The sequence below is a fragment of the Brucella sp. NBRC 12953 genome, from assembly GCF_040369775.1.
In the GTDB taxonomy this organism is placed as follows: domain Bacteria; phylum Pseudomonadota; class Alphaproteobacteria; order Rhizobiales; family Rhizobiaceae; genus Brucella; species Brucella pseudogrignonensis.
In genome coordinates this window covers 307,487-332,957 of sequence record NZ_BAABSV010000005.1, presented here as the reverse complement: position 1 = coordinate 332,957, position 25,471 = coordinate 307,487, and the positions used below count along the sequence as shown (strand labels likewise).

Here is a 25,471-nt window from a genome sequence, read left to right as displayed (position 1 = left end):
GATGAGGATCAGGGTATTCAAAAGACGCCGCGGGAGGAAAAGTCGAAGCGCAACAGGGAACGTGCTTGGACAAAAAAGCTGGAGGAAATCATGTTTACGAAACTGTTCAGGCGGTTTGCGCTTGCGGCATCTTTCGCGTCTGTTGTGTGCTTTGGTGCATCATCGGCGATTGCGCAGTCTCTGTCGGATATCACTGGAAAAGGCACCGTAACGATCGGTGTGCTGACGGGCATTCCGCCCTATGATACGGTTGATGCCAGCGGCAAGACCGATGGGTTTCTCGTGGATGTAGCACGCGATGCGGCTAAGGCACTTGGCGTCAATCTCGAAGTTGTGCCGGTCAATAACGCTTCTCGTTCGGCGGCACTTGAGTCCGGTCGTGTCGACTTTTTGATCGCGCAGATGACTGCGACGCCAGAACGCGCAAAGACATTTCTCATGACCAATCCATATGGCGCTTATGAAATGCGTTTCATTGCCGCCAAGGATATGAAGGTCGAAACTCTGCAGGATCTGGCTGGAAAGCGCATCTCGGTGCCAAAGGGAAGTACTCAGGATGTGGCTGTTAGCGGCTATGGCATCGAAGGTCTGGAGGTTGTCCGTTTTGATGACGATGCGCTTGCAATGCAAGCTCTGATTTCAGGCCAAGTCGATGCGACAGCGGCGGTGGCAACAGTTGCAGAAGACATTATAAAAAAGCGCAATCTCACCAATCTGGAGATCAAGAAAGACGTTCCGATCTTTACGCTCTATTGGTCGATGGCTACCCGTAAAGGCTCGACTGAGCTGCATCAGTGGCTGAACAACTTCATCTATTATCAGGAAGTGACCGGTCGCCTGAATGAACTCCACGAGAAGTGGATCGGCGGACCTATTCCGGGTGGAAAACTCCCGACGTTCTAAGCCTTTTCTGTCTGATCGGCGACGCATGCCGCAATGTATGCGACTGCCCGTTCCTTCATGCCGTGTTCTTTGTGCAAGGCCCCGCCCGATGAAAGAATATGCATAAAAGTTAAAGTGTTACGGCACCTCGCAATCCCGCTTCTGCGCCGCTGTTAACTCTGAAAGATCAACACAATGGCCTATGAGATGGACTTCGCTCCGGTCCTAGCCCGAACTCCCGAGCTTGTAACCGGAACAATCAACACGATAATCCTGTCAGCAGAGGCAATTGCCATCGGCCTTACAATCGGTCTTGCTGTGGCTCTGCTGCGCTTCGATGGCCCACGCTGGGGCAGGAAAATCGGCGCGGTCTATGTTGAAGCATTCCGCAATACACCGCTTCTGGTGCAACTCTTTCTGATCTACTTCGGCTTGCCTTACACAGGGATCAAGCTGGACGCCAATCAGGCGGCGATATTCGCTGTATCACTTAATCTTGGAGCCTATTCGGCAGAGATATTTCGTGCAGGTCTGATCGCCATTCCCAAGACCCAGATTCAGGCTGGTCTGGCACTTGGCCTGTCTCAGTTTCAAGTCATGCGCTACGTGGTTTTGGTTCCTGCGCTTCGCATCATCTATCCGGCATTGACCGGCCAGCTGACACTGACCTTGCTTGGCACTTCGATTGTGTCGGCGGTTTCGGCGAAGGAGCTGACCATGGCAGCAGGCACGATCGAGTCACAGACGTTCAGGAGCCTAGAAACCTTCTTGATCGTGGCCGCCATCTATATCTGCATCACGTTTTTCTTCCGCTTCATCTACATGCTGTTTGGTCTCTGGCTGTTCCGCCGCCGCGTGGATGTCGGCAATGAAACTGGGGCACTGATGCTCGATGTTAAGGAGCAAAAGCCATGATCCAGTCATTCGGATGGACAAGCATTCAGTTTCTGATCCAGGGCCTTTGGTGGACAGTCGGTCTCTCGCTTATCACTTTCGTCTGCGGTGGCATTCTCGGATTGCTGTTTGCACTGGGTCGCTCACTCGGACCAAGGTGGCTGCGCTGGATCATCATGGGCTACATTCAGCTCGTGCAGGCAACACCACTTCTGATCCTGCTGTTCCTATCATTCTACGGTCTTAGCTTTCTTGGCTTTTACTTTCCGCCGCTGGCAGCTGCAGCAATCTCGCTGACGATCTACACGACAGCATTTCTGGCAGATATCTGGCGCGGTTGCATTGAATCGATCCCTCGCGCTCAGTGGGAAGCATCGGATTCACTTGCGCTTAGCGGTACGCAAACGCTGCGCTACGTGATCCTGCCGCAAGCCTTTCGCATAGCACTCGGTCCAACAGTCGGCTTCATGGTGCAGGTAATCAAGAATACGTCGGTGACGGCTTTGATCGGCTTCGTCGAGCTTACCCGCGCCGGACAGCTTCTCAACAATATGACCTTCCAGCCTTTCCACGTCTTCCTGACGGTCGCAGTGATGTACTTCGCCCTTTGCTACCCGTTGTCGTGGTGGAGCGAAAAATTAAAGGAGCAGAAAAATGCCAGCGCTGCGCATTGATAACCTGCAAAAATCTTTCGGCTCTCTGCCTGTTCTTAAAGGTGTGGACCTCTCGGTTGAGCCTGGTGAAACCGTTGCCGTTATCGGGCGGTCAGGTTCTGGCAAAAGCACGATGTTACGCTGCATCAACGGGCTTGAGCCATTCAACTCCGGCTCAATCGAAGTGGTTGGGCATAGGCTTGATGGCACCAACAAGGGTCTACGCGATTTGCGCAAGGAAGTTGGGATGGTGTTTCAGAGCTATAATCTGTTTCCGCATCTCACCGTCGCCGAAAACATCAAGCTGGCCCCGCGTCTTGTGAAGAATGTGTCCAAGGCAGAGCAGGAAAAGTTGGTCGATGAAGTGCTGTCGAAAGTCGGCTTGCTGGAAAAGAAAAATGCCTATCCAGACTCTATGTCCGGTGGCCAGCAGCAGCGTGCGGCGATCGCCAGATCATTGGCAATGAAGCCTAAGGTCATGCTGTTTGACGAAGTGACTTCCGCACTTGATCCAGAACTGACTGGAGAAGTTCTGAAGACCATCGCTGAACTCGCCAAGACCGGCATGACCATGCTTTTGGTAACGCACGAGATGGGTTTTGCCCGTCGTGTGGCGACCCACACCGTCTTCATGCATCAGGGAAAAGTCTGGGAGGCCGGGCTTTCCGAAGAACTCTTCGCAAATCCGAAAACGCCGGAATTGCAGGCGTTTATTTCCTCGGATGTGAAGTGAACCAGCAATCATCAATTCCCCACATAACTACTGACTCAAGGAGAGAGCAGTGCCTGTAGTTGAAAATCTGAAACTGGCTGAAAAGCTGCGCAATGGCGAAGCGACGTTCGGCACAACATTCTACACCGGTTCGACGACAGCAATCGAGGTTGCTGGTAATTGGGGCTTGGATTTTGCCTTCATCGATGCCGAGCATACGCCCGTCAACGTCGATACCCATATGGAAAAGCTGGTGATGGCAGCGCTTCTTTCGGGCATCGCACCGCTGGTTCGTGTTCGCGGCACGAATGAATGGGATATCCGCAAGTCGCTGGAAATCGGCGCAACCGGCATTATCGTACCGCAGGTCAATACCGCAGAGCAGGCTCGTGCAATCGTTCGCGCGGCAAAGTTTCCGCCTTACGGCCGTCGTGGTGGTGACGCTTCATGTCGTGCCGCGGGTTTTGCCGGGCCGGGCTTCCAGTGGTCATCCTACATGGAACGCGAGAATGCCAACAAGCTCGTGATCCCGATGGCTGAGAGCTTCGAGTTCTTCGACAATATCGATGAAATTCTCGATGTCGAAGGCATTGATGTCATCAACTTCGGCCCAGCCGACTACTCGATCTCGCGCCGCATTTCGATCGATTATTCCATGTCGCATCCGGAAGTCGATGAGAAGCTGAGCGAGCTTATCGAAAAGTGCCACGCGCGCGACATCAAGGTCATGGCGCCGTGCATTCCACCGGTCGCCGAGAGCGTAACCGCGCTCAAAAAGAAGGGCGTGGACATGATTATTATGGGCAATGACGTGATGTTCCTCAACGAAGGAAATCGTCGCGCGCGCGAAGCAATCGACGCCTCAGCCAAAGCGTAAAATCTGCGAGGAGAACCTACAATGACTGATATTTTTAGTGTCAAAGACCGCGTTGCGGTTGTGACAGGCGGACTTGGGCAGCTCGGAACGCAGTTTTCCAAGTCTTTGGCCGAAGCAGGTGCGAAGGTGGCAATCTTCAGCCGTCGCCCATTCACGAAGCAGCAGATTGCTGAAAAGTTTCCGGGACTTGAAGATCGTATCCGCGTTTATGAGGCGAGTGTCACAGACAAGGCTGCCCTTGAAGCTGCAACCAAACAGCTGATCGCTGATTGGGGCGTGCCGCATGTACTCGTCAACAATGCGGGTATCGATTCAAAGCCAGACGGTTCGGCAGAGCAGAATGCGCCGTTTGAAGTCTATCCGCAGAAATTCTGGGATGAGATTATCGATACCAATCTGACCGGCGTTATGCTGACCAGTCAGGTTATCGGTAGCCACATGGCATCCGAAGGTCGCGGTTCAATCATTAATGTCGGTTCGATCTACGGTCTCGTTTCGCCAAATCAGGCGCTCTATTCCTATCGTGAAAAACGCGATGGCAAGCCGTTCATCAAAGCAATTTCCTATGCCGCTTCCAAGTCGGGACTTATCAATCTTACGCGCTATCTCGGTACCTATTGGGGTGAGAAGAACGTTCGTGTGAACCTGATTTCATTCGGTGGTGTGAAGACTGCGAGCTTCGATAAAGAATTTATCGATGCGTTCCTTGATCGCGTACCAATGCGCCGCCAGGCTGAAATCAATGAATATAACGGTATCATCCGCTTCCTCGCATCCGACGCTTCGTCTTACATGACGGGTTCGAATGTCGTTGTGGATGGCGGCTTTACTGCTTGGTAAAGCTCGATAATACCGAGTGGGAGGAGGCTGAAACCAGAACCTGATTATGTCAAAACCTTGACATGAACTGCGAATTTACATATGACATATGTCATAACTCTAATGTAAATAAAACGCGATAATCGCGGCTTCGGAGCGGTAAAATGGTGATTGGTTCAGTTTCCCCTCATGTCGATCGCGGCAAGTTGCATATGCATATTGTTGCCGCGATAGAGGCACGCATTCTGTCTGGTGAGCTTCAGGTGGGAGAACGTCTGCCTTCTGAGGCCGAGATTGGCAGGACATTCGGTGTCAGCACGCGATCTGTGCGCGAAGCCATGCAGGTTCTTGAAACTAAAGGGCTGGTGCGGCGTCGCCACGGTGAAAGAGCTGAAGTTGTCCGGGATGATGTCAGCGAGTTCATGGACTCACTGGTATCGTCAGTTGGATCACTTTTTGCGCGAGACTCGTCCTATCTCGTTCAGGCCATGGATGTGCGTCGCCTGATCGAAGTGGATGTTGCGGGGCGCCTCGCTTATGGCGAGGGAGAGCTGCGTGATGGAGTGACCGCAGCACTTGATGTCATGCGGAAATCTGCCGATGACAATGACTTCTCCCGTTTCGCCGAAGGCGACGCGGCTTTCCATCGGGCTTTGGTGCAATCTTTGGGCAATGAGATTTTAACGTCACTGCACGGCAATCTTCATTCGCTCATCTCAGAGGTCATCAAAGTATCGAGCCGGGTTCCGAGCAAAAAACTGAGCGCGGGGCTGGCCGAGCATGAGAATATTTACGGGCTGATTGCAGCAGGTAAGGCCAGCGATGCGCGCGAAGCGATGCGCGAGCACATCACCAACAGTACGGCTTATCTCGAACAGGCGATCAGACAATCCAGAAACAGGCCTGAAACGGGCTAAAACGGAAGAACAAAACAATGAGCAGCTATGATTATTCGCGCGTCAACTGGGATGCCATCAAACGCCTGTCGCGCTGGTATTCGGGCGATATTCAAGATGTCATGGACAAGCATGGCTTTTATGGCTTTTTGCAGGGACTGAGCCTGCAAAGCGAACTGAACCCGGGGCAGGTGATCTGCGGTCCAGTTCATACTGTTCTCTATGAAAAAAGCACGCGAACCGGCCAGCCGCAGGATGTCTATCACGGCACAATCGACAATGTCGTCGAGGGAGGCATTCTGCTGGTGGACGCATCCTGTGCTGAAGGTTCTGGCACTGGCGAGCTGATGTCGACTGGTGCGAAAACTGCCGGTGCTGCTGCAACAATCGTGAATGGTACGGTGCGCGATATTGCCGAAGTGAAAAAGCTCGATTACCCGCTTTTTGCGCGTGGCGTTAGCCCGGTCGGGGTTTCTGGACGTATGGAGCCGACCAAGTCGCAGGTCGAGTTGAACATCAATGGTGTTCGTGTGCGTCCTGGCGATGTGATTTTCGCTGATATTTCGGGTGTAGTGGTCATTCCTGAAGAACTGGTTGCCGTTATCGCCGATGATGCAGATGCCAATGGTGATGGTGAAATCCAATGCCGCGAACGTATCTTGTCTGGTGAGAAGTTGCAGAGTGTCTGGCCTTTGGGGTCAACCGGGCCTGTCTGACGAGCAGTTGAACTGCTTGTAAAGGACAAGCATCGGTTCTGGAGGAGACGATCACATGCAGGATATCATTCTCGTCGCCAATGGCGACTTGCGTGAAAGCGCGAATATTCAATGCTGGCCTGAACAGGCCAATATGGAAAGCCGTCTCATTGCGGCAATCGAGAAACTTGGCAGGAAAGCGGTACGCGGACACGGCATCGATCCAAAAACCGGCCACGGTTTCATTGCAACGCAAAAGCAGGGCATTGAGGTTTTCTCGAAGATCAATCGCGATGCACCTCTGATTGTTGCGGAAGCGGTCTGGCAATATTCCCAGAATATTCTTGCAGGCCTCATCGCTCATCGTGGCCCGATCCTGACAGTCGCCAACTGGTCTGGAACCTATCCCGGCCTGGTTGGCCTGCTCAATCTTAACGGCTCACTGACAAAGGCAGATGTTGAATATGCGTCGCTTTGGAGTGAAGATTTCACCGATCAGTGGTTTCTGAACAAGCTCGATGAGTGGCTGAAAACAGGTAAGATTGCTTCACATGATACATCCCATGTGAAGTTGTTTAACCATGCGACTGTGCCGGTGCATCTTGTTGAGCAAGCTTCGCACATTGCAAAAGACCTTGTCGAGAACAGATCCATCATGGGCATTTTCGATGAGGGGTGCATGGGAATGTATAATGCGATCATTCCCGATGAACTATTGTTTCCGTTAGGTGTTTTCAAAGAACGCCTCTCGCAGTCAGCGCTCTATCATGCTGCGATCAATGTTTCTCAGGAGGACGCTCGGCAAGCCTATCAATGGTTGCTTGATGCTGGAATGACGTTTCATCTTGGCAAAGATGAAGCGCAGGAATTGACGGAAGCACAGGTGCTTGGTCAGTGCCAGATTTATATCGCTGCTGTACGTATGGCAGAGCAGTTTGGATGCGAGACGATTGGTATCCAGTATCAGCAAGGCTTGAAAGATCTGCTTCCAGCCTCCGACCTCGTTGAAGGACTTCTTAATAACGAGGATCGTCCGCCTGTGCGCAACGCAGAAGGAGAGATCATCCGTGAAGGTAAGGCCGTAGTTCATTTCAATGAAGTGGATGAATGTGCGGGTCTTGATGCTTTGATGATCAATCGCCTGCATCGTGCGCTTGGTGAGCCGGTCGAGACCACACTTCATGATCTGCGTTGGGGTGATGTGGATCGAGGCGGGACGACAGATGAATATGTCTGGGTGTTTGAGATTTCAGGTGCAGCGCCGCCTGCTCATCATGAGGGTGGCTATCGAGGATCGGATTCTGTGCGGCAGCCTCCGATGTTTTTTGGTAAAGGTGGCGGCACCCTTCGTGGTATAGCCAAGCCCGGTGAGCTGGTCTGGTCGCGCATCTATGTGGAAGATGGGCGGCTTAAAATGGATATCGGCCGTGGAAAGGCGGTGGCGCTTTCTCCTCAGGAAACTGAAAGACGCTGGACTCTCACCAATCGAGAATGGCCGATGATGCACGGTGTACTCTATGGCGTCAGCCGCGATCAGATGATGGCACGTCATAAGGCCAACCATATACAGGTTGTCTATTCGCATGATGTTTCTGCGGCAGACGATGCAATGCTGGCCAAGGCAAGTCTCGCACACCAGCTGGGCATTGAAGTTCATCTTTGCGGGACGCGCGCCAATGGTGCGCCATTGCAATAGAGCAGAAAAAACCGGTTCCGATTTTCTAACCGATGTTGTAGCCAAGACGCTGCACGGAGCGCCGATTTGGCGCAACTTGCCTGCATGGGAGGCATAAGGTGGACGTATTTCTGGGTGTTGATGTCGGTACGGGCAGCGCGCGGGCAGGGCTGTTTACACGCGATGGAGAGTTGCTGGCGAGTGCCAAGCAAAATATCCGCATGTGGAAGCAAGGTTCGGATATTGTCGAGCAATCCTCGGAAGATATCTGGCAGGCCGTTTGCAGCTCAGTGGCAGCAGCATTAGAGCTGGCGAATGTCGCCCCGGAATCCGTCAAAGGCATCGGCTTTGATGCGACGTGTTCGCTGGTCATTCTCGACAAAAACGGCAATCCATTGCCTGCGAGCCGTGCCGGTGACGCAGAGCGAAACATCATCGTGTGGATGGATCATCGCGCCCGCGAACAAGCTGAACGTATCAATGCGACGGGCCATCCCGTTTTGCGATATGTCGGGGGGCGCATTTCCCCAGAAATGGAAACACCGAAGCTGCTTTGGTTGAAGGAAAACAACCCTGATACGTTCAACGCCGCCGGTCTCTTCTTCGACTTGCCGGATTATCTGACCTATCGTGCAACCGGAAGCCACTCGCGCTCGCTCTGCACGGTGGTTTGCAAATGGACGTATCTTGGCCACGAAAAGCGATGGGATGAGGATTACTTCCGCACCATTGGCCTCGGTGTGCTGGCCGATGAAGGTTTTGCCCGTATTGGAACCGACATTGTCGATATCGCCACTCCGTTGGGTCAGGGGTTAACTGAGCAGGCCGCAAAAGAGCTGGGTCTTGTGCCCGGTACGGCGGTCGGTGCGTCGCTCATCGATGCACATGCCGGCGGCGTCGGCACAATCGCGGGAAGTGCGGATGAGAACAGCGCCGTCGATATGCGGTCAAGACTGGCACTGATTATCGGCACTTCTGCCTGCACGATGAGTGTTACCGAGAAACCTGCATTTGTGGATGGTGTCTGGGGGCCTTATTGGGGCGCCATGATGCCCGGCCTTTGGCTTAATGAAGGTGGGCAGTCGGCATTTGGTGCTGCGACTGATTATCTGGTTGGTATGCATCCCTATAAGGCTGAGGCTGAGAAGGAAGCGGCAGCCAAAGGCCTGTCACTTCTCGACTACCTTGAGCAGCTGGCCATTGATGCGACAGGTGAGCTTTCAAAGACAGCGCTGCTGGCAAAGGGGCTTCACGTTGTGCCGGAGTTTCTGGGCAATCGCGCGCCAGACGCCGATCCTGATGCGACCGGTACGATAACGGGCATCAAGCTTGATGCATCGCGGGAAAATCTGGTTCGCCTGTTCGTTGCGGGTCTTTGTGGTCTGGCCTATGGCACGGCAGATATTCTTGATGCACTGACTGCCAAAGCTATTCCAATCCGTACAATAATCGTGAGTGGCGGTGCTGCGCGCAGCCCGCTCATGCGTCGGATATTGGCTGATGCGACAGGGCTGGAAGTATCCCTGCCGTCTTCTGCCGAGCCGGTTCTTCTTGGCTCAGGCATCGCGGGCGCAAGCGCCTTTGAGAAAACGGATCTCGCTCAGATTGCTGCCAGCATGAGCGCAATCGCTGAAACGATTGCGCCGCAGAAAGGCTTGGTCAGCGAGTTCCATGCTGCGAAACGCGATATCTACAAAAATCTGAAGCGCAGCGAGCTTGCCGCGCGTCGGTTGATGCAGAGGTTTTAAAGTATTTCCAGCAAAAGTGCGAAGCGGCTTTGCGTCGGATATAGTGGTTCCAAGTATCCTGTCTTAACTTTAGACGCAGTAAGCGGGTTTATTTACCCGCTTTGGGTGCCTTGAAAACGGGAAGCGGGTAAGTTTTGCCAAGAACAATGCCCGCTTTCTGCAACACGTCTTCCGGTGCAGCATAGGGTTTATGGATCCAACGATCCGGCAATGCGGCGATTTCCGGCACCCATTCGCGCACATATCCGCCGCCTGTATCGAATTTATCGCCTTGCAATACAGGATTGAACACACGGAAATAGGGTGCCGCGTCCATGCCGCAACCTGCAACCCATTGCCAGCTCCCTGGATTGCTTGCGATATCTGCATCCACCAGCGTATCCCAGAACCATTTTTCGCCGTCGCGCCAATCGACCTGCATGTTTTTGCTTAGGACTGATGCCACCAGCATCCGCACGCGGTTATGCATCCAGCCAGTAGCCCAGAGCTGGCGCATCCCGGCATCAATCATCGGAACGCCGGTATTACCCTTTTTCCAGGCTTCGAACGCTTGTGGATTGCTTTGCCACTGAACGTCAGCCAGCGTATCGCGCATATCATTTTCAGCGATGTCTGGACGATAATAGAGCTGGTGATAATGAAAATCGCGCCAGATCAGTTCGGAGAGAAATTTTTCACCGCCGGTCTGTGTGTTCGGATGCTCATCCATCAGCGAAAGCGTAGCATACCATGCCTGTCTTGGGCTGATTTCACCAAAGCGCAGATGCGGCGAAAGTTTCGATGTGCCTTCGACATCCGGACGATCACGGTCGCCGGCATAATTGCGGATGGTCTCATCGAAGAAATGATATAACTGATCAATGGCAGCCGCTTCGCCTATCTCCCACAGGCCATTCATCTTTTTTGACCAGAAAGGCTGCTTGTAAGCTTCCCTTGCAGGCTTGTGCTTGAGGCTCGATGGTTCTGCCTTCCAGTCAGAGGAGGAGAGCGGTCGGTTTACACCCTGCTGACGCAGCGTTTTGGCATAGGGTGTAAAGACCTGATAAGGGCCGCCGCTGCCGGTTTTGATCTCCCAGGGTTCAGCCAGAAGATTGCCTGCAAAGGACTCCACATTCAGCCCCTTGTCTTTCAATGTGGATTTGACGACTGCATCGACATCACGCTCCTGCGGCGCATAACGCCGGTTCCAGAACACCGTATCGAAGCCATTTTCTTCAATCAGGCTCTCAATGATATCGAGTGCATCACCGCGCGCCACCAGCAGCTCGACATTACGGTCGTTGAGGCTTTTTTCGAGTGAATTGAGGCTCTGTTCCAGCCACCAGAGCCCGGCACCTCCGGGTATGCGCAATTGCGGATTGGTTTCATGCACATAAAGCGCTGTGATCTTGCCACCCAACTTAACGGCGGCTTGAAGGGCAGGATTGTCGGCAAGACGCAGATCGTTACGCAACCAGACAAGCGCATTCGCAGTCATTGAATGATCCTTATTTGACGGGCTTTAAGAGGTAGTGTCCGACGCCCCAGACATCACCATTTTCGTGGCCGAACAGTCCGGCAGTCGCCAGAAAGAACAGTCGCCAGCGGCGTTCCCAAAGACTGGAATCCTGCCCATAGACCTGTTGCAGAATTGGCCTGATCTGATCAATCGAATTGTCGAAATTGTTCAGCCAATCCAAAGCTGTTTGCTGATAATGGCGTCCAGACCAGCGCCAATCCTGCTCGACGGTGAAAATATCGTCGAAGCGATGCGGGAGGTCGAAGGCAGGCATGATGCCGCCAGTGAAGAAATGATGTGCGATCCAGTCGGCGGGGTTTTCATGGTTGAAGCGATAGGAACGATCGCGATGCGTGAAGACATGAATGAACAATCGTCCATCTGCATGAAGCCATCCGCGTACGCGTTCAAACAAGGATTGCCAGTTCGACATATGTTCAAACATTTCCACCGAAACCACACGATCAAAGCGCTGGTCGATGGAAAAATCGTTCATGTCGGCTGTAATAACGGTGAGGTTCTTAAGACCACGCGTTGCTGCCTGTGCTTCGATATAGGCGCGCTGTGAGGCGGAGTTTGAAACGGAGACGATCCGCGCGTTGGGAAATTTTTCAGCCATATAAAGCGACAATGAGCCCCAGCCACAACCAAGCTCCAGAATGTCCATTCCATCGCTGATATCGGCATGGCGCACAGTTTCACTGAGCGCATAGGTTTCTGCCTCCTCAAGCGTGGTGTTCTGATCCGGATAAAAACAGCAGGAATATTTGCGTTGCGGCCCCAGTGCCAACTCAAAAAACTGTGGCGGCAGTTCGTAATGCTGGCGGTTGGCATCATCCGTATGGGTGGCGACCGGGAAATCCTTCATGGTTTTCAGGAAATCCAGCTCGATCTGTTCAGATGTTCCAGCCAGTCGACGCTTGGTTCGGGCGCATAGATAATCGATACCCGCAAGCGTGATGGTATCGCTCAGAGGAATGCGCTCTGCAGCATTGATTGCATATGCCAGCATATTCATGTTGAGGCTCCTGATCTTGCGGGGCTTTTTCGGGGGCCGGGAAAAAACGCATTAACCCGGCGTTGCAGGGCGCGGAATTTTTCACCGCGCGATTTCAGCATATGTTCTTCAAGCGGTGGGATGCCGGAGACATGCACGAGCAGCCAGTACATCTGGATCGGGGCGATCAGTGACAGCCAGCTCCATGGCGATGCGGTGATGGCCATCAGCGGCCACGCACACCAGAACAGCCATTCAAAGAAATAGTTTGGATGTCGGGAATAGGCCCAAAGGCCGGTTTCGCAAATTTCGGTCTTGGCTTCTGGCGTTTTGCGAAACTGCGCGAGCTGCGCGTCAGACAGGGCTTCACCAATCAGCGCTATGGCGATGATTACAACCGCGATTATATCCCATAAAGATGAAAAAGCGGGGCGGCTAACAGCAGCGAGATAGACCGCCAGAACCAGCATGAAGGCTGCGAGAGCCTGAATCTGTAAAAACCAGAAAAGGCGTGAGGATGCCTTTTCTCCCCATTCTTTTATCAGCTTTGCATAACGTGGGTCTTCACCATGGCCCATGCTTCGCTGCGCTATGTGTAAGCCAAGGCGAAGCGACCATGCCAGAATGAGGATCAGTATCGCGGATCGCCGTTGCCATGTCGCATCCGCAAGCATCACGGCTATGACTGAACCTAAACCTACAGAGAATGACCAGATTGCATCGATCCAGCCGCTTTTGCCGCTCTTTCTTTCAAGCGCCCACGCGAGAGCCATGATGGCAGACAGGCTGATAGCAACAATTAAAAGCAGACCGGGTTGCATGGTGGACCTTTAGCCGAGAGTTCGCTTTTTCTTCTTCCAATACGTTCGGTCCGGCCGTTTGGTTTCGTAAGCAGCTCAAAAAAATGAAAAAAGTTTGATAGCCGATTGAACCAAACCCCTTCTCAAAACGTAAGACGATGAAAATGCAGCAAACACGCGGCCCAAGCATGCGGTGAAGAGAGGGACTATGGATATCACGAACCACTCGGGCAGCTCTAAACGTCTCAGCGTCGCGATTATCGGCAGCGGGATTTCCGGATTGTCGGCTGCATGGCTGCTTTCGCAACGCCATGATGTGACTGTGTTTGAAGCATCGGATCGCATCGGCGGCCACAGCAATACCGTCGAGTTTGAAAGCAGCTTCGGTCCGGTCGCGGTCGATACCGGGTTCATCGTCTATAATGAAGTGACCTATCCAAATCTGACTGCATTGTTTCGCACACTTGAAGTTCCAACCGCGGCATCGAACATGTCATTTGCCGTTTCAGTCGCAAATGGCGCTTATGAATATTCGGGCGGCACGGGCCTCGGACTCTTTGCCCAGCGCTCCAATCTGGTTAGCCCGCGCTTCTGGTCTATGATCCGCGATCTCTTGCGATTTTATCGCAATGCGCCAAAGGACCTCGCCATTATGGGCGGAATTTCGCTCGATGATTATCTTGCACGCAATGGTTATGGCCGGGCTTTCCGTGAAGACCATCTTTATCCGATGGCTGCTGCGATCTGGTCTACACCCGCGATGGAAGTCGGGCGATATCCGGCAGCAAGCTTCGTTCGCTTTTGCTGCAATCATGGTCTTCTGGCTCTTCGTGACAGGCCTATCTGGCGTACGGTATCCGGCGGCAGCAGGGAATATGTGAAGCGTATCACCAAACCCTATGCAGACCGGGTCAGGCTTTCGACACCGATCAAATCCGTTCGACGCTCTGAAAACTCTGTCGAGTTGATTGACGGAAGCGGCATTTCCCATGTTTTCGACGATATAGTGATCGCCACTCATGCCGATCAGGCCTTGCGGATGCTGGCCGATCCGAGCGCGGACGAAAGCCGCATTCTCAGTGCGTTTCAATATTCACGCAATGAAGCAGTGCTGCACAGCGATGTGTCTTTAATGCCCAAACGTCGCGCGGCGTGGTCGAGCTGGAATTACCTTACCAATGCAGCCACTGGCCCGGCGCAGCCATCCATCACTTACTGGATGAACCGCCTTCAACCGCTGGGCCAGGCGCCCGAGACTTTTGTCACACTCAATCCGTGTCGGGCGCCGCGTGAGGAACTGGTGATCCGTCGCGAGATCTATGAGCATCCGATTTTCGACATGGCAACGGATCGTGCGCAGAAGGAAATCTGGTCACTACAGGGACAGCGCCGGACATGGTTTTGTGGCGCGCATTTCGGCTCGGGCTTTCATGAGGACGGGCTTCAGGCAGGTCTTGCCGTGGCAGAAGATCTGGGCGGCCTGCGCCGCCCATGGCAGGTCGAGCAGGAAAGTGCGCGCATCGTTCGCCAACCTTTGCCGATCAGGGAAAGGGCGCTGGCATGACCGAACGCTTCCAGTCGGCATTGTTTCCCGGGCATGTGACCCATGCGCGTTTGCGGCCCAAGGTTCACAAGCTGGCCTATAAAATCTACTCGCTCATGCTTGATCTCGACGAGTTGGAAGCGCTTGATGGTAAGTTGAAGCTGTTCTCTCTCGACCATTTCAATCTGTTTTCTTTCTACAGAAAAGACAGAGGCGATGGATCGACTGTGCCGCTGCGCGCACAGGTGGAACGTGCCATGGATGCAGCCGGAGTAACGCCTGATGGCGGTGCGATCCGCCTGCTCACCATGCCGCGCATTGCAGGCTGGGCTTTCAATCCGCTGAGCGTTTTCTTCTGCTATAATCGTGGCGGCGAACTCGTGGCGATCCTTTGGGAAGTTGATAACACCTTCCGCCAGCGCCACGGTTATATGATCCCCGTCGAAAACGCCTCAAATGGACGCATCGTGCAAAGCTGTGACAAGGCTTTTTACGTTTCGCCCTTCATGGATATGAAGCTGCGATATGAGTTTGAAGTCATTCCCCCCACAGACAGGCTCTCTATCCGCATCAACAGTTTTGACGATGAAGGCCTGCTTTTGACGGCTCGTCATCTGGCGCGCCGGGTTGAATTAAGCGACGCCGCTTTGCTGCGTGCCTTCTTTGCAATTCCTTTTCTCACGCTGAAAGTGGTGGGCGGCATTCACTGGGAAGCGCTGAAAATCTGGTTGAAGGGCATCGGTTTACGCAAACGACCCGCAGCGCCTGACACTCCCATTACATCTGTTCGTAACGAGACCGTCCAGCAGAGGAACAAGGCCGCATGAGCCAGCTCGACGAATATCATCCACTATCCGCATCAAGCCGGATCGAACGACCCGCTTTCAGCCCTTCAGCTATTGTGTTGAAACGGTTGTTGAAACAGGTCCAGCATGGTCGATTGGTGCTTTCGCTGCCCGGCGGTGAGGTTATTGCTGTCAATGGTCCATCACCCGGACCAGAAGCCAAGATCGCAATCGTTAAATGGAATAGCCTGCGCCGGTTGCTGACGGGTGGGGATATTGGCTTTGCGCAAGCCTATATCGAAGGCGAATGGACATCGCCTGATCTAACCTCAGTCATCCGCTTTGCAGCGCGCAATCGCGATACGCTGCTCTCCACATTGCGTGGGTCGGGTTGGATGCGGGCGCTAAACCGTATCGGCCATCTGCTCAACGCCAATACACGGCGCGGCAGCCGCCGCAACATCGAAGCGCATTACGATCTAGGCAATGATTTCTATGCCCGGTGGCTCGATCCTTCGATGCTTTATTCATCTGCGATCTGGAATGAGACGACGCATAGCCTTGAGAATGCGCAGGAGCAGAAGTTGCAGTGCATTGCTGAAAAACTGGCGCTTGAGGGCGGCGAAAAGATACTTGAAATCGGTTGCGGCTGGGGCGCCTTGGCGCGCTATCTCGCAGAATATGGCGACGCGCATGTGACGGGAATAACCCTGTCTCCATCGCAGCTCGCCTGGGCGCAAACTGCGGTTAAAGAGGTTGGGAAAAGCGACGCCGTTGATCTTCGCCTGCAGGATTACCGTGATGTGCAAGGTCAGTTTGACCGCATCGTATCGATCGAAATGTTTGAGGCCGTTGGCGAAGCCTATTGGCCGGAATATTTCGCAACCTTGAAGCGATGTCTCAAGCCCGGCGGTCGAGCAGTCTTGCAGGTCATTTCGATAGAAGAAACGCGTTACGAAAACTATCGCCGCAAAGCCGATTTCATCCAGAAGTTCATCTTTCCGGGTGGCTTTCTGCCGTCAGACAAAGTGCTTGAGCGCGATCTTGTGAAGGCCGGTCTGGTGTTAACGGATACCGAGCATTTCGGTCATTCTTATGCACTGACACTTGCCGAATGGCGTCAGCGCTTCGTCGCCAATTGGCCGGAAATCGAAAAGCTTGGCTTTGACGATAAATTCCGGAGGCTTTGGGAATACTACCTTTGCTATTGCGAAGGTGGGTTTGAGGAAGGCGCGATCAATGTCGGCCTTTACACGATTGAACATGCTTAGGCTCCATACCCACTGACGGAGGATGCGTCGATGAAATGGATACTGACGATCAGCATGATGACGGTGTTGTTTCCCTTCTCGGCGCATGCGGCTGAGATCAACGGCAACTGGGCGCGCGGAGATGGGAACGCGCGGGTAAAAATTGCCGGATGCGGCAAGGATATCTGCGCCACAAACACATGGATCAAGCCTGGAACACCCAAAGAGAAGGTTGGCGACCGGCTGGTGATGAGTATCAACGAGACTGCAGACGGGCGATATTCAGGCACTGCCTTCGACCCGCAACGCAACCTGACCTACAAGATCAGCGTGAAAGTCGACGGCGATAATATGACGACCAATGGCTGCGTTCTGGCTGGCCTCCTGTGTCGCAATGTGGGCTGGACCCGCATCAAATAAGAGAGTGAGCGATCGATGAAAGACTATCTCATCGCCTATGTGGTGACGGCGATTGCATTCTTGGCAATCGACTCCGTGTGGCTATCCAACATGGCGAATGTGTTTTACCGCCCTGTCATGGGCGATATGCTTGCGCCGAGTTTTCGTCTTGCACCGGCTATCGTTTTCTATGTGATCTTTGTGTTCGGACTGATTTTCTTCGCGGTGAGGCCCGGACTTGTTGCTGGCAGTGGCACAGTTACGCTTGTTCATGGTGCACTTCTGGGGTTTGTTGCCTATGCGACTTATGATCTGACCAATCAGGCCACCTTGAAAAACTGGTCGTGGACCCTGACGATTGCAGACCTGATCTGGGGCACTGTTCTGTCTGCAGTGTCGGCCTATATTGGCTATTGGGTCACGTCGCGGATCAGCGGATAGACTGGAGTAATCATATGCAAAAATTGGGTCTTCTGGCCGTCTTCGCCTTCGTCATTATTGTTGTCGGAATGGCAATCGGCATCGGTTTCCCGCCGGGCGAATGGTATGCATCGCTTCAAAAGCCGTGGTTTACCCCGCCTAACGCTGCCTTTGGCCCCATCTGGACGATACTTTATATCTTCATTGCCATTGCGGGCTGGCGTACATGGATAAGTGATAGTGGGTGGCAGCGGCGCCGACCATGGTTTGGCCAGATGATTTTAAACTTCATCTGGACGCCTATTTTCTTTGGCGCTCATATGACAGTGCTGGGACTTGTCGTAATCATCGGGGTCTGGCTTTGCGTACTTCTGTTTATCATTCGCGCATGGCAACCAGATCGTATCTCGGCGCTGCTATTTGTGCCTTATCTCATATGGCTATCGCTGGCGACCGCATTGAACGCGGCAATTGTCGTGTTGAACTAACAAAAAAGGCGGCATATTTGCCGCCTTTTCTTTAGATGCCAATCAAGGGCTGAACCAGCCGCATAAGCCAGCTCTGGAATTTGAGCGGCGCGTCAGTTACCGCCAGACAGATGCAATCCCCATCGGGCGAGGCAATCGGCTGATGCACAAGATCACCGTCCGCTTCCTCAATGTCGCCACGAGCGAAAAGCCCGGTTTCGTCATGGAAACTGCCGCTTAGCACCAATGTCAATTCGCGACCGCCATGCCCATGCTCGGGCACTGGCTTCCCCGCTGGAATTTTCAACAAGCGAACCTGTGTTTCGCTATCGCGCGTTTCGATTGGCACCTGATAGGCGCCTCGACCGAGCGATTTCCATTTCAAATCCGGTAAGTCACCACCGACATAAGATCTCAGCGGTTCCGGTATCACGGCAGGCATTTTTATCTCGGCGTGTGGTGCCGAATGCGCTGTGGACTGCGGTGGCTTCTGGAGCCTCTCTTTGAAATTGTTCCATGTGGATGCTTCGAGTTTCTGCGGCTCGACGGTTTCAAGAAGCTGCCCGCCTATGCACTCGAAATGGTTCAAGCTAGAGCGACACTGAGGGCAGAGTGCAAGATGTGTGGCGACGGCGATGCTCCAGCCTTCTGCCAGTGTGCCAGCGGCATAGCTTGAAAGGAGTTCGTCGCTTAGATGATGCTTGATATCCATCAGTGCGCTCCCGAATTATCGAGCGCTGCGCGCAATTTGTTGAATGCAAGTCGAAGCCGGGATTTGACGGTGCCAAGCGGGAGGTTAAGCTTCTTTGCTATGGCGCTATGCGTGCTTTCCTCGAAATAAGCGAGTTCAAGCAGGGTGCATTGTTCCTTCGGTAAGTCGGCCATTGCGGCGCGTAACTGGCTGGCAGATTGCCGCTCGGCAATCCTCAAGTCGGCTGGCTGCTCCTCATCGGGTACAAAGGCCGGATCGGTTGGGTCAAATTCCGGGCGGCGGGCGCGTCGCACTGCATCAATGCGCTGGTTGCGTGCGATGGTGAAAATCCAGGTCGACAAGGCTCCTTTGGAAAAATCAAACTGATCCGCCTTGTTCCAGACCGTAATCATGGTCTCTTGCATTAATTCTTCCGCTGTTTGCGTATCGGCAGACAGTTTGGCCATATAGGCCTTCACCCGGGGTGCGAAATGCTTAAAAATCGCCTCGAATGCGTCCACGTCGCGTCGGGAACTGACCGCCAGCATCAATTCCTCCAATGAGGGCTGATTTTCAGAAGCAGTCCGTTCATTCATCCGTATTGAATCCCGTACGCTCAGATGTGGCGAAGCCAGAAGCAGCAAATTGCGCTCTACTTTCTTGTGCCATGTCTGTGAGCCAAAGGAAACGTTTGTATTCATGAAGCCTCATACGAAGGCTAGATGAAACTGGATCACAGGCCGGGGTAAAAGGCTTCAGTTTTTTGCTTTCAACGATTTCGCTCTGACCGTCGGTGCCTGATCTGCGTATTGACCGAGATCCCGCAATAAGACAGTTGCCTTTTTGTAATTGACGGCCTTGGAGAAGGCATAGCCCTGGCCGAGCTGGCATCCCATCTGCTGCAGCTTTTCAGCAAGGGCCATAGTCTCGACCCCCTCGGCAACGAGTTTGATTTTCAGGTCTCCGGCAATTTGTACGATACCTTTGACGATTGCGACACTTGGGTCGCCCGGTGCCAACCTGCATACGAACGACTTGTCGATTTTGATAATATCGACGGGGACCGTGAGGAGATGCGCAAGGGCAGCGAACCCCGTTCCAAAGTCATCAAGAGCAATGCGAACGCCGAGCATTCGGAGGTTTCGAATGCCAGACGCCACCACGTCATCGCGTTGACCGATATAGGCGTTTTCCGTCACTTCGATAATGAGATGTCGGAGTGGTACGTCATATTTGGCGAAAGTTTTAGACACAAAAGCCGCAAGATCGCCGACATAAAAGTCGGCAGCCGTCACGTTCACGCCAATATGCTGCACAGGCAGGCCGAGATCGAGCCAGCGCCTAATGTCCTGAGCAACGATGGTGAGCATATACTGCGTGATTTCGGATGCGATATGCACATCCGAAAAGGATTCCTGAAATACCGACGCTGGTAGAATATCGCCCGACGTTGTGGTCATGCGGCTTAGAGCCTCAAAACCGATGACTTCCCTGGTATCGAGCCGCATTACGGGCTGATAATGCGCGGTAATACGCTTTTGATCGAGTGCTTCGCGCACTTCTCGGATCGAATTGCGTCGATGGACAATGCGCGTATCAACGTTCGGTTGATAGCGTACAAAGCTGCCGCGCGCATTTTCCTTGGCGTGGTAAAGCGCAAAGTCTGCGTTGCGGCGCACAATTTGCGGCTGTGTATCTTGCGCGGCCAGAACAGCGCCGCCAATAGTCACACGTGGCAGGATTGTCTGACCGTCAAATTCGACATGCGAGGAAAGTGATTTAAAGATCAACTCCGCCGTGTGGTCGAGATCGTAAAGTGCGCTGTGGCTTTGGATGATGACGGTAAATTCATCGCCGCCCGTCCGGAAAGTTATGTCCGGTGCCATTGTTGCCGAAATGCTGGTTGCGATAGTGTGGATCAGAAAATCTCCGACCTCATGGCCGAATGTATCGTTGGTAACTTTGAGATTGTCGATATCGATGACGAACAAGGCCCAGCTGCCAGCCAGTTCGCAGCGCAATTGTGAAAGAGCGTCATCAAATGCGGCACGATTGGGAAGTCCTGTCTGTTCGTCAACTGTCGCTCTGCGCTCATAGTTGAGAATGCGCATTTCACGCGCCATCGCAAGATTGCAGAGCGTTGCACCCGTATTGATCACTTGCTGCTCTTGTGCCGACGGGGTGTGCTTTTTGCTGAAATAGACAGCCAACGCGCCGACGACCTCACCAGCCTCGTTTCGTATAGGTACAGAACTACAGGCCAGCAGACCAAAGGGCAGCACGCATTTCTTGTAGGTTGCCCACTTCGGATCATTTTCTATATCGGCAACGCTTACAGCGGCGTTGTGATAGATCGCGCTTCCGCAGGAGCCGACTTCCGGGCCGACCACTGTTCCGTCCAGTATTTTGCCATAGCTTTCAGGGATGCCCGGTGCTGCAAGCAGGTGCATCATGCCTGCACTATCGACAGAGCAGACCATCACGCTTGCGTCAGCGATCAGCTCCTCCATCTCAAGACAGAGTTGCACAAGTGTCTGCTCCAAAGGCTTGCCTCTTGCAATCAGCTCAAGAACAGTGTTCTGGAATTTAAGCACGGGTTCCCCATAGTTTTTTTGCGTGCAATCTTTTAGTGCAAACGCATACAGCCTTTTTTACAGGTCTGTCTTTAGAGAACGTCTATTATAGTTACTTGTATGTATTATAGAAGTGCGCAGAATTTATCGAAATCTTGGTTGCTTTTTTATGTACGCTGATTTCATCAGCTCGGAAACTGTCGATAGCATTCTTCAGCTATCTGCCGTAGCTGGTCTCGGGATATCTCGCCACTTACCGCGTAGCCAAGCTCGCCATCGATCCAGTAGAAGGTTTCAACGCCGTCATTTGAGGCGAAGCGGAAGCTTGTGTCCCGGTTTTCAGGGTTCCGACAGACTATGACTGAAAGACGCTTTCCAGCTGCATCTTCATACATGAAAAAGGCACCCGGTTTGCTGTCGACTGGCAACAGACGACCACCAACCAACTGAAAGCCAAACGTGCTTAGGTCGGGGATTTTAAGGTCAGGTATATTAAGCCGCTTTCCAAGCCACGTCGCCAAATGAGCTTCTTCTTCCGAGAAGACTTCAACCGGGTGGCGCACTTCGCTTGCATAGACCAGATAGGCCGCCTGTGCCTGCTGAGGTAATGCTTCGATGCTGGCTATCTGCTGAGGCTGGTCATAAATGCGGGAACCGGCAAAGCCGCCGATGCCGCCAATCGCCAGTGCGGCGAGAATGGACGCCGCAACAGCCCAGCGATAGCGGCGTTCATGTTGTCTGGTTCTCGCACGGATCAGGCTCGCATCGCTATTCTTCTCAATCGCATAGCCGGAGAAGAGCTGTCTGATGCCCTCATTCTGCTTGCGCCATTCATCGACGATTGCTGCCTGTTCAGGGTCATTTTCGAGGATCGCTGCAATGCGCGCGTTTTCCTCACTGGAAAGTTGACCGTCCACAAAGCCATGCAGTTCCGCTTCTGTTATCGGAGAATTGCGTTTTGTCATGGGTTTCTCCGAAGCATTACGATATTTGAGCCGTTCATGTGGTCTGCGAGCCGTTGCCGCGCGCGTGAGAGGCGCGACATTACAGTCCCTACGGGAATATCAAGCATGGTTGCCGCTTCGCCATAACTATATCCTTCAACGACGATCAGCATCAGGACCGAGCGATTATCTTCCGGCAGACTGTTGATGGCTTCTTCAAGCTGTTGCAACTGAAAAGGATCGCTTTCCGTTGAAGGAGAGCTGATGTTTTCAGCAGCATCCAGCGTTTCGTGCCGGGTGCGTATTTTGCTTTTATAGCTGTTGCGATAAAGGTTGGTCATCATCGTGAGTATCCACCCACGCAGATTGAGGCCTCGCCACTGGCCGCGGCGGGACAGCGCTTTGGTCACGCAATCCTGCAAAAGATCTTCGCCTTCGGCATCGGATTTTGCAAGACTGCGCGAATAGCGCCGCATGATCGGCAGAAGGGCCAGAAGCTGGCCCTCGAAACTGTCGGGAGCAGGACGGCTCACATCGGCCTCATGGCTTTGCGACGTGCCAGACTCCATTAACGCCGTCTCCAGTCACGTCGCCGGCTTTTTTGTCCTTCATCCAGTAATAAAGCGGCATTCCGTCTTTTGCCCATTGCTCGCTGCCATCCTTGCGCTTTACCAGTGTATAGGCGCCAGAAGCCTTGTCACCCTTTGCTGCCATAAAAGGCGGCCAGTTCGTGGCACAAGTATCATAGCAATTGGACATGCCTTTGCTATCCTTGTCAAAAGTGTAGAGCGTCATATCTTTGGCACCAGCCAAAACCTGACCTTTGGATGTTTCCATCGTTTTGACCATGGGCGCTGCGAGCACTGAAGTTACCGATACTGCTGCAATAGCCAAAACAGACATAAACGTTGCGGTTCTCATGGTTTGCCTCACATGGGTTCCAATCGCGACATGCGATATGACGTAAGACAATCGCGACACTCATTTTATTCCCGCAGTTCGGAAAAAATATTCATTTGACTGGGTAACGTTTTCATTAGCTGGCACAACATTAGAACATTATTGATTGCTGCCCGATTGTGCACTATATATGTAGCTACTCATATTATAGATAGCTATACAATGTCTCAGTCCAAACTAGAATTAGAAGCCGCATTCACGATGGGCCTTTCAACCGCCGCTCGAAAAATGCGCAATCTTTTTGACTCTCGTGTTCGCGAACGCGGGCTAACGCTTGCGCGTGCTCGCGTATTGCTGCTGCTTGCCGAGCAGCGAGACTGGAACCAGCGCGAACTTGCCGATGCTCTTGAGATTGAGCATCCGTCTGTTGTGCGTCTCCTTGATGGTCTTGAAAAGCAGCAGCTTATCTATCGCGCGGCTGTGGAGGGCGACCGTCGTGCCAAGCGCATTGAACTGACTGAAGAGGCACAGGCTCAGGTCAAGCAACTTCAGGAAATCACACAAGCCATCCGCGCGGAGCTTCTGCAAAAGATTGATCAGAAGTCACTCGAAACAGCGCTTACCGTCCTTCAGGAAATCAATCAGACCGTTGAAGCAACGCTGGCTGATAAAGACAGGTGATGCGCTATGTCCGAGAGAGGCGATGATAAACCGATAGCAGAAAAAGAGCCTGCCGCTCCGACACAGGTTGCAACGCCTGCCGCTCCGCATATGCCGGTTTACATGTCTGCAATCTACATAGCAGCGTCTGTTCTCATGTGGTCGACGCGCGGCCTCAGCATGTATTTCATCTCGGCAAACACGCAGCAGATTCAAGGCTCGCTCGGCGCGACCTTGACCGAAACCTCATGGGTGATTGCCGCCTACATGGCGCCCTATGCGAGCCTCACCATTCTTCTGGTCAAAATCCGAACGCAGTTTGGTCTACGCCGCTTTGCAGAAATCGCGATTGCAATCTTTCTGGTTTCTTCGCTGCTGCATCTGTTGGTCTATGACATCTGGTCAGCGATCCCCATCCGCTTCATCGCCGGTGCCGCCGCCGCGCCTGTTTCGACCATCGGCTTTCTCTATATGCTGGAAGCTTTTCCGCCAGCAAAGAAGATGACCTGGGGGCTTAGCCTCGCGCTCACCTGTTCTGCGGCCGCTGGTCCATTTGCGCGTGTGATCTCGCCAATGTTGTTTGATATCGGACAATGGCAGCAGCTCTATATGGTCGAGATTGGCCTGTCGCTGGCGGCTTTTGCCGTTGTTTATGTACTGCCAATGACACAGGTTCCGCGTGCCAAAGTTCTGCATTGGCTCGATTTTGTGGCCTATGGGCTGATCGCTATCGGCTTTGGTCTTCTGGCTGTCATTCTGGTTCAGGGTAAAAACTATTGGTGGTTTGAAGCGCCATGGATTGGCGTGTGCCTTGCGATATCAATCGCGGCTTTGGCGTGCGCTGCAGCGATAGAACTAAACCGCGAACAACCGCTGATGAATTTGCATTGGCTGTTTTCGCCGGAAATCCTGCGTTTCACACTGATCCTCTTTGTATTCCGCATCGTGCTTGCCGAACAAACAACAGGTGCTGTGGGGTTGTTTCAGGCCTTCGGTTTGCAGGATGGGCAAAGTCAGGGGCTATATCTCATCATCCTCGCCGCATCATTGGCGGGTGGCCTTGTTTGTGGCATGTGGATGAGCCTCGAACGCGTCTCGACCATCTTCGGACTGGCGCTGATTTTCATCGCGATGGGTGCCTATATGGATAGTCACGCCACCAATCTCACGCGTCCGCACAATGCTTATCTTAGTCAGGCGCTGATTGCCTTTGGTGGCGCGTTGTTCCTGCCACCTGCCATGTTGACGGGCATCACGAAGGCGCTCAAACAGGGGCCGACCTATATGACGAGCTTCATCGTCATCTTCCTGTTTACGCAGAATATTGGTGGGCTGATCGGCTCGGCAGTGTTCAGCACCTTCATTGCGATCCGCGAGAAATATCATTCGGCTCATCTGGTCGAACAGCTCGTGATGTCCAATCCGTTGGTAGCACAACGCGTTCAGGCGCTTTCGGGTACTTACTCGAAGGTGCTGGCCGATCAGGGGCTAACCAAGGCTGAAGGGCTGGCTCTGCTCGGGCAACAGGTTACGCGTGAGGCAACAGTGATGGCTTACAATGATGCCTTTCTGGCAATCTCGGTAATCGCTGTCGTCTCGCTTGGCTGTCTGATCGCCTATCGCATTTATGAAAGTATGCAAATCCGTCGTCATCCACAAGTGACGACTGTTCGTTAATCAATGAGTGTTTGAA

General features: G+C 53.1%; 27 protein-coding genes. 18 read left to right on the top strand and 9 right to left on the bottom strand.

The genetic code is table 11. The features are described 5' to 3' along the window. Positions 1-90 precede the first annotated feature (90 nt). The 10 genes from ABWV94_RS14550 to ABWV94_RS14505 all read left to right on the top strand — a co-directional run bounded on the left by ABWV94_RS14550 (position 91) and on the right by ABWV94_RS14505 (position 9,851). Positions 91-903, top strand: coding sequence for a transporter substrate-binding domain-containing protein (locus ABWV94_RS14550; RefSeq protein WP_064321519.1), 813 nt, complete (start codon positions 91-93; stop codon positions 901-903). Positions 904-1,077: 174 nt separating this feature from the next. After that, positions 1,078-1,797, top strand: a complete 720-nt coding sequence (locus ABWV94_RS14545; RefSeq protein ID WP_079213086.1) for an amino acid ABC transporter permease — start codon at positions 1,078-1,080, stop codon at positions 1,795-1,797. Beyond that, on the top strand, positions 1,794-2,450 hold the full coding sequence (locus ABWV94_RS14540) for an amino acid ABC transporter permease (RefSeq protein ID WP_021585820.1): 657 nt from the start codon (positions 1,794-1,796) through the stop codon (positions 2,448-2,450). Before ABWV94_RS14545 ends, ABWV94_RS14540 begins: the two co-directional genes overlap by 4 nt. Then, the gene (locus ABWV94_RS14535; protein ID WP_064321521.1) at positions 2,431-3,162 is read left to right on the top strand and encodes an amino acid ABC transporter ATP-binding protein; all 732 of its coding nucleotides are present in this window, start codon (positions 2,431-2,433) and stop codon (positions 3,160-3,162) included. Before ABWV94_RS14540 ends, ABWV94_RS14535 begins: the two co-directional genes overlap by 20 nt. A 49-nt stretch (positions 3,163-3,211) precedes the next feature. Then, positions 3,212-4,018 carry an HpcH/HpaI aldolase family protein gene (locus ABWV94_RS14530; RefSeq protein ID WP_007878391.1) on the top strand — a complete coding sequence of 269 codons (807 nt, stop codon included), beginning with the start codon at positions 3,212-3,214 and terminating at the stop codon, positions 4,016-4,018. A 21-nt stretch (positions 4,019-4,039) separates the two neighbouring features. Beyond that, a complete protein-coding gene (locus ABWV94_RS14525; protein ID WP_112806123.1) occupies positions 4,040-4,858 on the top strand; it encodes an SDR family oxidoreductase in 819 nt (272 codons plus the stop codon). 143 nt (positions 4,859-5,001) lie between these two features. Beyond that, positions 5,002-5,754, top strand: coding sequence for a FadR/GntR family transcriptional regulator (locus ABWV94_RS14520; RefSeq protein ID WP_113499027.1), 753 nt, complete (start codon positions 5,002-5,004; stop codon positions 5,752-5,754). A 17-nt stretch (positions 5,755-5,771) separates the two neighbouring features. Beyond that, complete coding sequence (locus tag ABWV94_RS14515; RefSeq protein WP_113499030.1) at positions 5,772-6,449, top strand: RraA family protein; 678 nt, start codon at positions 5,772-5,774, stop codon at positions 6,447-6,449. A 55-nt stretch (positions 6,450-6,504) separates the two neighbouring features. Continuing rightward, complete coding sequence (locus tag ABWV94_RS14510) at positions 6,505-8,124, top strand: fucose isomerase (protein ID WP_113499032.1); 1,620 nt, start codon at positions 6,505-6,507, stop codon at positions 8,122-8,124. 98 nt (positions 8,125-8,222) lie between these two features. Further along, entirely contained in the window at positions 8,223-9,851 is a 1,629-nt protein-coding gene (locus tag ABWV94_RS14505; protein ID WP_353414010.1) for an FGGY-family carbohydrate kinase, read from the top strand. Positions 9,852-9,939: 88 nt separating this feature from the next. On the opposite strand, the gene ABWV94_RS14500 is transcribed toward ABWV94_RS14505, so the two are convergent. From ABWV94_RS14500 to ABWV94_RS14490, 3 genes are read right to left on the bottom strand one after another with little or no spacing between them, the layout of a single operon-like run. Beyond that, positions 9,940-11,328 carry a cryptochrome/photolyase family protein gene (locus ABWV94_RS14500; protein ID WP_113499036.1) on the bottom strand — a complete coding sequence of 463 codons (1,389 nt, stop codon included), beginning with the start codon at positions 11,326-11,328 and terminating at the stop codon, positions 9,940-9,942. A 10-nt stretch (positions 11,329-11,338) separates the two neighbouring features. Then, positions 11,339-12,367 carry an SAM-dependent methyltransferase gene (locus ABWV94_RS14495; RefSeq protein ID WP_353414008.1) on the bottom strand — a complete coding sequence of 343 codons (1,029 nt, stop codon included), beginning with the start codon at positions 12,365-12,367 and terminating at the stop codon, positions 11,339-11,341. Continuing rightward, complete coding sequence (locus ABWV94_RS14490) at positions 12,364-13,167, bottom strand: DUF1295 domain-containing protein (protein WP_113499040.1); 804 nt, start codon at positions 13,165-13,167, stop codon at positions 12,364-12,366. The genes ABWV94_RS14495 and ABWV94_RS14490 overlap by 4 nt, the downstream gene beginning before the upstream one ends. Before the next feature lie 187 nt (positions 13,168-13,354). Between ABWV94_RS14490 and ABWV94_RS14485 the strand changes: the two genes are divergently transcribed. From ABWV94_RS14485 to ABWV94_RS14460, 6 genes are read left to right on the top strand one after another with little or no spacing between them, the layout of a single operon-like run. Further along, positions 13,355-14,710 (top strand): NAD(P)/FAD-dependent oxidoreductase, encoded by a 1,356-nt coding sequence (locus tag ABWV94_RS14485; protein WP_113499043.1) that lies wholly within the window; start codon positions 13,355-13,357, stop codon positions 14,708-14,710. After that, positions 14,707-15,516, top strand: a complete 810-nt coding sequence (locus ABWV94_RS14480) for a DUF1365 domain-containing protein (RefSeq protein ID WP_353414005.1) — start codon at positions 14,707-14,709, stop codon at positions 15,514-15,516. Before ABWV94_RS14485 ends, ABWV94_RS14480 begins: the two co-directional genes overlap by 4 nt. After that, entirely contained in the window at positions 15,513-16,745 is a 1,233-nt protein-coding gene (locus tag ABWV94_RS14475) for a class I SAM-dependent methyltransferase (RefSeq protein WP_113499047.1), read from the top strand. Before ABWV94_RS14480 ends, ABWV94_RS14475 begins: the two co-directional genes overlap by 4 nt. Positions 16,746-16,775: 30 nt before the next feature. Further along, on the top strand, positions 16,776-17,144 hold the full coding sequence (locus ABWV94_RS14470; protein ID WP_113499049.1) for a DUF2147 domain-containing protein: 369 nt from the start codon (positions 16,776-16,778) through the stop codon (positions 17,142-17,144). A gap of 15 nt (positions 17,145-17,159) precedes the next feature. Further along, complete coding sequence (locus ABWV94_RS14465) at positions 17,160-17,564, top strand: DUF2177 family protein (protein ID WP_064321534.1); 405 nt, start codon at positions 17,160-17,162, stop codon at positions 17,562-17,564. Positions 17,565-17,578: 14 nt separating this feature from the next. Further along, positions 17,579-18,031 carry a TspO/MBR family protein gene (locus ABWV94_RS14460; RefSeq protein ID WP_079213071.1) on the top strand — a complete coding sequence of 151 codons (453 nt, stop codon included), beginning with the start codon at positions 17,579-17,581 and terminating at the stop codon, positions 18,029-18,031. 31 nt (positions 18,032-18,062) lie between these two features. Here ABWV94_RS14460 and ABWV94_RS14455 read toward each other — a convergent pair whose 3' ends face one another. From ABWV94_RS14455 to ABWV94_RS14430, 6 genes are all read right to left on the bottom strand, one after another. Next, complete coding sequence (locus tag ABWV94_RS14455; protein WP_113499051.1) at positions 18,063-18,722, bottom strand: ChrR family anti-sigma-E factor; 660 nt, start codon at positions 18,720-18,722, stop codon at positions 18,063-18,065. Beyond that, the gene (locus tag ABWV94_RS14450; protein WP_192798040.1) at positions 18,722-19,297 is read right to left on the bottom strand and encodes a sigma-70 family RNA polymerase sigma factor; all 576 of its coding nucleotides are present in this window, start codon (positions 19,295-19,297) and stop codon (positions 18,722-18,724) included. The genes ABWV94_RS14455 and ABWV94_RS14450 overlap by 1 nt, the downstream gene beginning before the upstream one ends. Positions 19,298-19,456: 159 nt before the next feature. After that, a complete protein-coding gene (locus ABWV94_RS14445; RefSeq protein ID WP_353414001.1) occupies positions 19,457-21,295 on the bottom strand; it encodes a sensor domain-containing phosphodiesterase in 1,839 nt (612 codons plus the stop codon). A gap of 164 nt (positions 21,296-21,459) precedes the next feature. Beyond that, positions 21,460-22,239: an anti-sigma factor family protein gene (locus ABWV94_RS14440; protein WP_353413999.1), complete on the bottom strand. Its 780-nt coding sequence runs from the start codon at positions 22,237-22,239 to the stop codon at positions 21,460-21,462. Then, positions 22,236-22,787, bottom strand: a complete 552-nt coding sequence (locus tag ABWV94_RS14435; RefSeq protein WP_113499057.1) for an RNA polymerase sigma factor — start codon at positions 22,785-22,787, stop codon at positions 22,236-22,238. Before ABWV94_RS14435 ends, ABWV94_RS14440 begins: the two co-directional genes overlap by 4 nt. Beyond that, entirely contained in the window at positions 22,759-23,139 is a 381-nt protein-coding gene (locus tag ABWV94_RS14430) for a COG4315 family predicted lipoprotein (protein WP_113499059.1), read from the bottom strand. Before ABWV94_RS14430 ends, ABWV94_RS14435 begins: the two co-directional genes overlap by 29 nt. A 201-nt stretch (positions 23,140-23,340) precedes the next feature. On the opposite strand from ABWV94_RS14430, the gene ABWV94_RS14425 reads away from it, so the two are divergent. Beyond that, the gene (locus ABWV94_RS14425) at positions 23,341-23,799 is read left to right on the top strand and encodes a MarR family winged helix-turn-helix transcriptional regulator (RefSeq protein WP_113499061.1); all 459 of its coding nucleotides are present in this window, start codon (positions 23,341-23,343) and stop codon (positions 23,797-23,799) included. A 6-nt stretch (positions 23,800-23,805) separates the two neighbouring features. Beyond that, positions 23,806-25,455 carry an MFS transporter gene (locus ABWV94_RS14420; RefSeq protein WP_502905175.1) on the top strand — a complete coding sequence of 550 codons (1,650 nt, stop codon included), beginning with the start codon at positions 23,806-23,808 and terminating at the stop codon, positions 25,453-25,455. The last annotated feature ends 16 nt before the right edge of the window (positions 25,456-25,471 follow it).

What these genes read in the sequence shown, in the direction of transcription:
- ABWV94_RS14550 (WP_064321519.1), top strand. Translation starts at nt 91, where the DNA reads ATGTTTACGAAACTGTTCAGGCGGTTTGCGCTTGCGGCATCTTTCGCG.
- ABWV94_RS14545 (WP_079213086.1), top strand. Translation starts at nt 1,078, where the DNA reads ATGGCCTATGAGATGGACTTCGCTCCGGTCCTAGCCCGAACTCCCGAG.
- ABWV94_RS14540 (WP_021585820.1), top strand. Translation starts at nt 1,794, where the DNA reads ATGATCCAGTCATTCGGATGGACAAGCATTCAGTTTCTGATCCAGGGC.
- ABWV94_RS14535 (WP_064321521.1), top strand. Translation starts at nt 2,431, where the DNA reads ATGCCAGCGCTGCGCATTGATAACCTGCAAAAATCTTTCGGCTCTCTG.
- ABWV94_RS14525 (WP_112806123.1), top strand. Translation starts at nt 4,040, where the DNA reads ATGACTGATATTTTTAGTGTCAAAGACCGCGTTGCGGTTGTGACAGGC.
- ABWV94_RS14520 (WP_113499027.1), top strand. Translation starts at nt 5,002, where the DNA reads ATGGTGATTGGTTCAGTTTCCCCTCATGTCGATCGCGGCAAGTTGCAT.
- ABWV94_RS14515 (WP_113499030.1), top strand. Translation starts at nt 5,772, where the DNA reads ATGAGCAGCTATGATTATTCGCGCGTCAACTGGGATGCCATCAAACGC.
- ABWV94_RS14510 (WP_113499032.1), top strand. Translation starts at nt 6,505, where the DNA reads ATGCAGGATATCATTCTCGTCGCCAATGGCGACTTGCGTGAAAGCGCG.
- ABWV94_RS14500 (WP_113499036.1), bottom strand. Translation starts at nt 11,328, where the DNA reads ATGACTGCGAATGCGCTTGTCTGGTTGCGTAACGATCTGCGTCTTGCC.
- ABWV94_RS14495 (WP_353414008.1), bottom strand. Translation starts at nt 12,367, where the DNA reads ATGAATATGCTGGCATATGCAATCAATGCTGCAGAGCGCATTCCTCTG.
- ABWV94_RS14490 (WP_113499040.1), bottom strand. Translation starts at nt 13,167, where the DNA reads ATGCAACCCGGTCTGCTTTTAATTGTTGCTATCAGCCTGTCTGCCATC.
- ABWV94_RS14485 (WP_113499043.1), top strand. Translation starts at nt 13,355, where the DNA reads ATGGATATCACGAACCACTCGGGCAGCTCTAAACGTCTCAGCGTCGCG.
- ABWV94_RS14480 (WP_353414005.1), top strand. Translation starts at nt 14,707, where the DNA reads ATGACCGAACGCTTCCAGTCGGCATTGTTTCCCGGGCATGTGACCCAT.
- ABWV94_RS14475 (WP_113499047.1), top strand. Translation starts at nt 15,513, where the DNA reads ATGAGCCAGCTCGACGAATATCATCCACTATCCGCATCAAGCCGGATC.
- ABWV94_RS14470 (WP_113499049.1), top strand. Translation starts at nt 16,776, where the DNA reads ATGAAATGGATACTGACGATCAGCATGATGACGGTGTTGTTTCCCTTC.
- ABWV94_RS14465 (WP_064321534.1), top strand. Translation starts at nt 17,160, where the DNA reads ATGAAAGACTATCTCATCGCCTATGTGGTGACGGCGATTGCATTCTTG.
- ABWV94_RS14460 (WP_079213071.1), top strand. Translation starts at nt 17,579, where the DNA reads ATGCAAAAATTGGGTCTTCTGGCCGTCTTCGCCTTCGTCATTATTGTT.
- ABWV94_RS14455 (WP_113499051.1), bottom strand. Translation starts at nt 18,722, where the DNA reads ATGGATATCAAGCATCATCTAAGCGACGAACTCCTTTCAAGCTATGCC.
- ABWV94_RS14450 (WP_192798040.1), bottom strand. Translation starts at nt 19,297, where the DNA reads ATGAATGAACGGACTGCTTCTGAAAATCAGCCCTCATTGGAGGAATTG.
- ABWV94_RS14440 (WP_353413999.1), bottom strand. Translation starts at nt 22,239, where the DNA reads ATGACAAAACGCAATTCTCCGATAACAGAAGCGGAACTGCATGGCTTT.
- ABWV94_RS14435 (WP_113499057.1), bottom strand. Translation starts at nt 22,787, where the DNA reads ATGGAGTCTGGCACGTCGCAAAGCCATGAGGCCGATGTGAGCCGTCCT.
- ABWV94_RS14430 (WP_113499059.1), bottom strand. Translation starts at nt 23,139, where the DNA reads ATGAGAACCGCAACGTTTATGTCTGTTTTGGCTATTGCAGCAGTATCG.
- ABWV94_RS14425 (WP_113499061.1), top strand. Translation starts at nt 23,341, where the DNA reads ATGTCTCAGTCCAAACTAGAATTAGAAGCCGCATTCACGATGGGCCTT.
- ABWV94_RS14420 (WP_502905175.1), top strand. Translation starts at nt 23,806, where the DNA reads ATGTCCGAGAGAGGCGATGATAAACCGATAGCAGAAAAAGAGCCTGCC.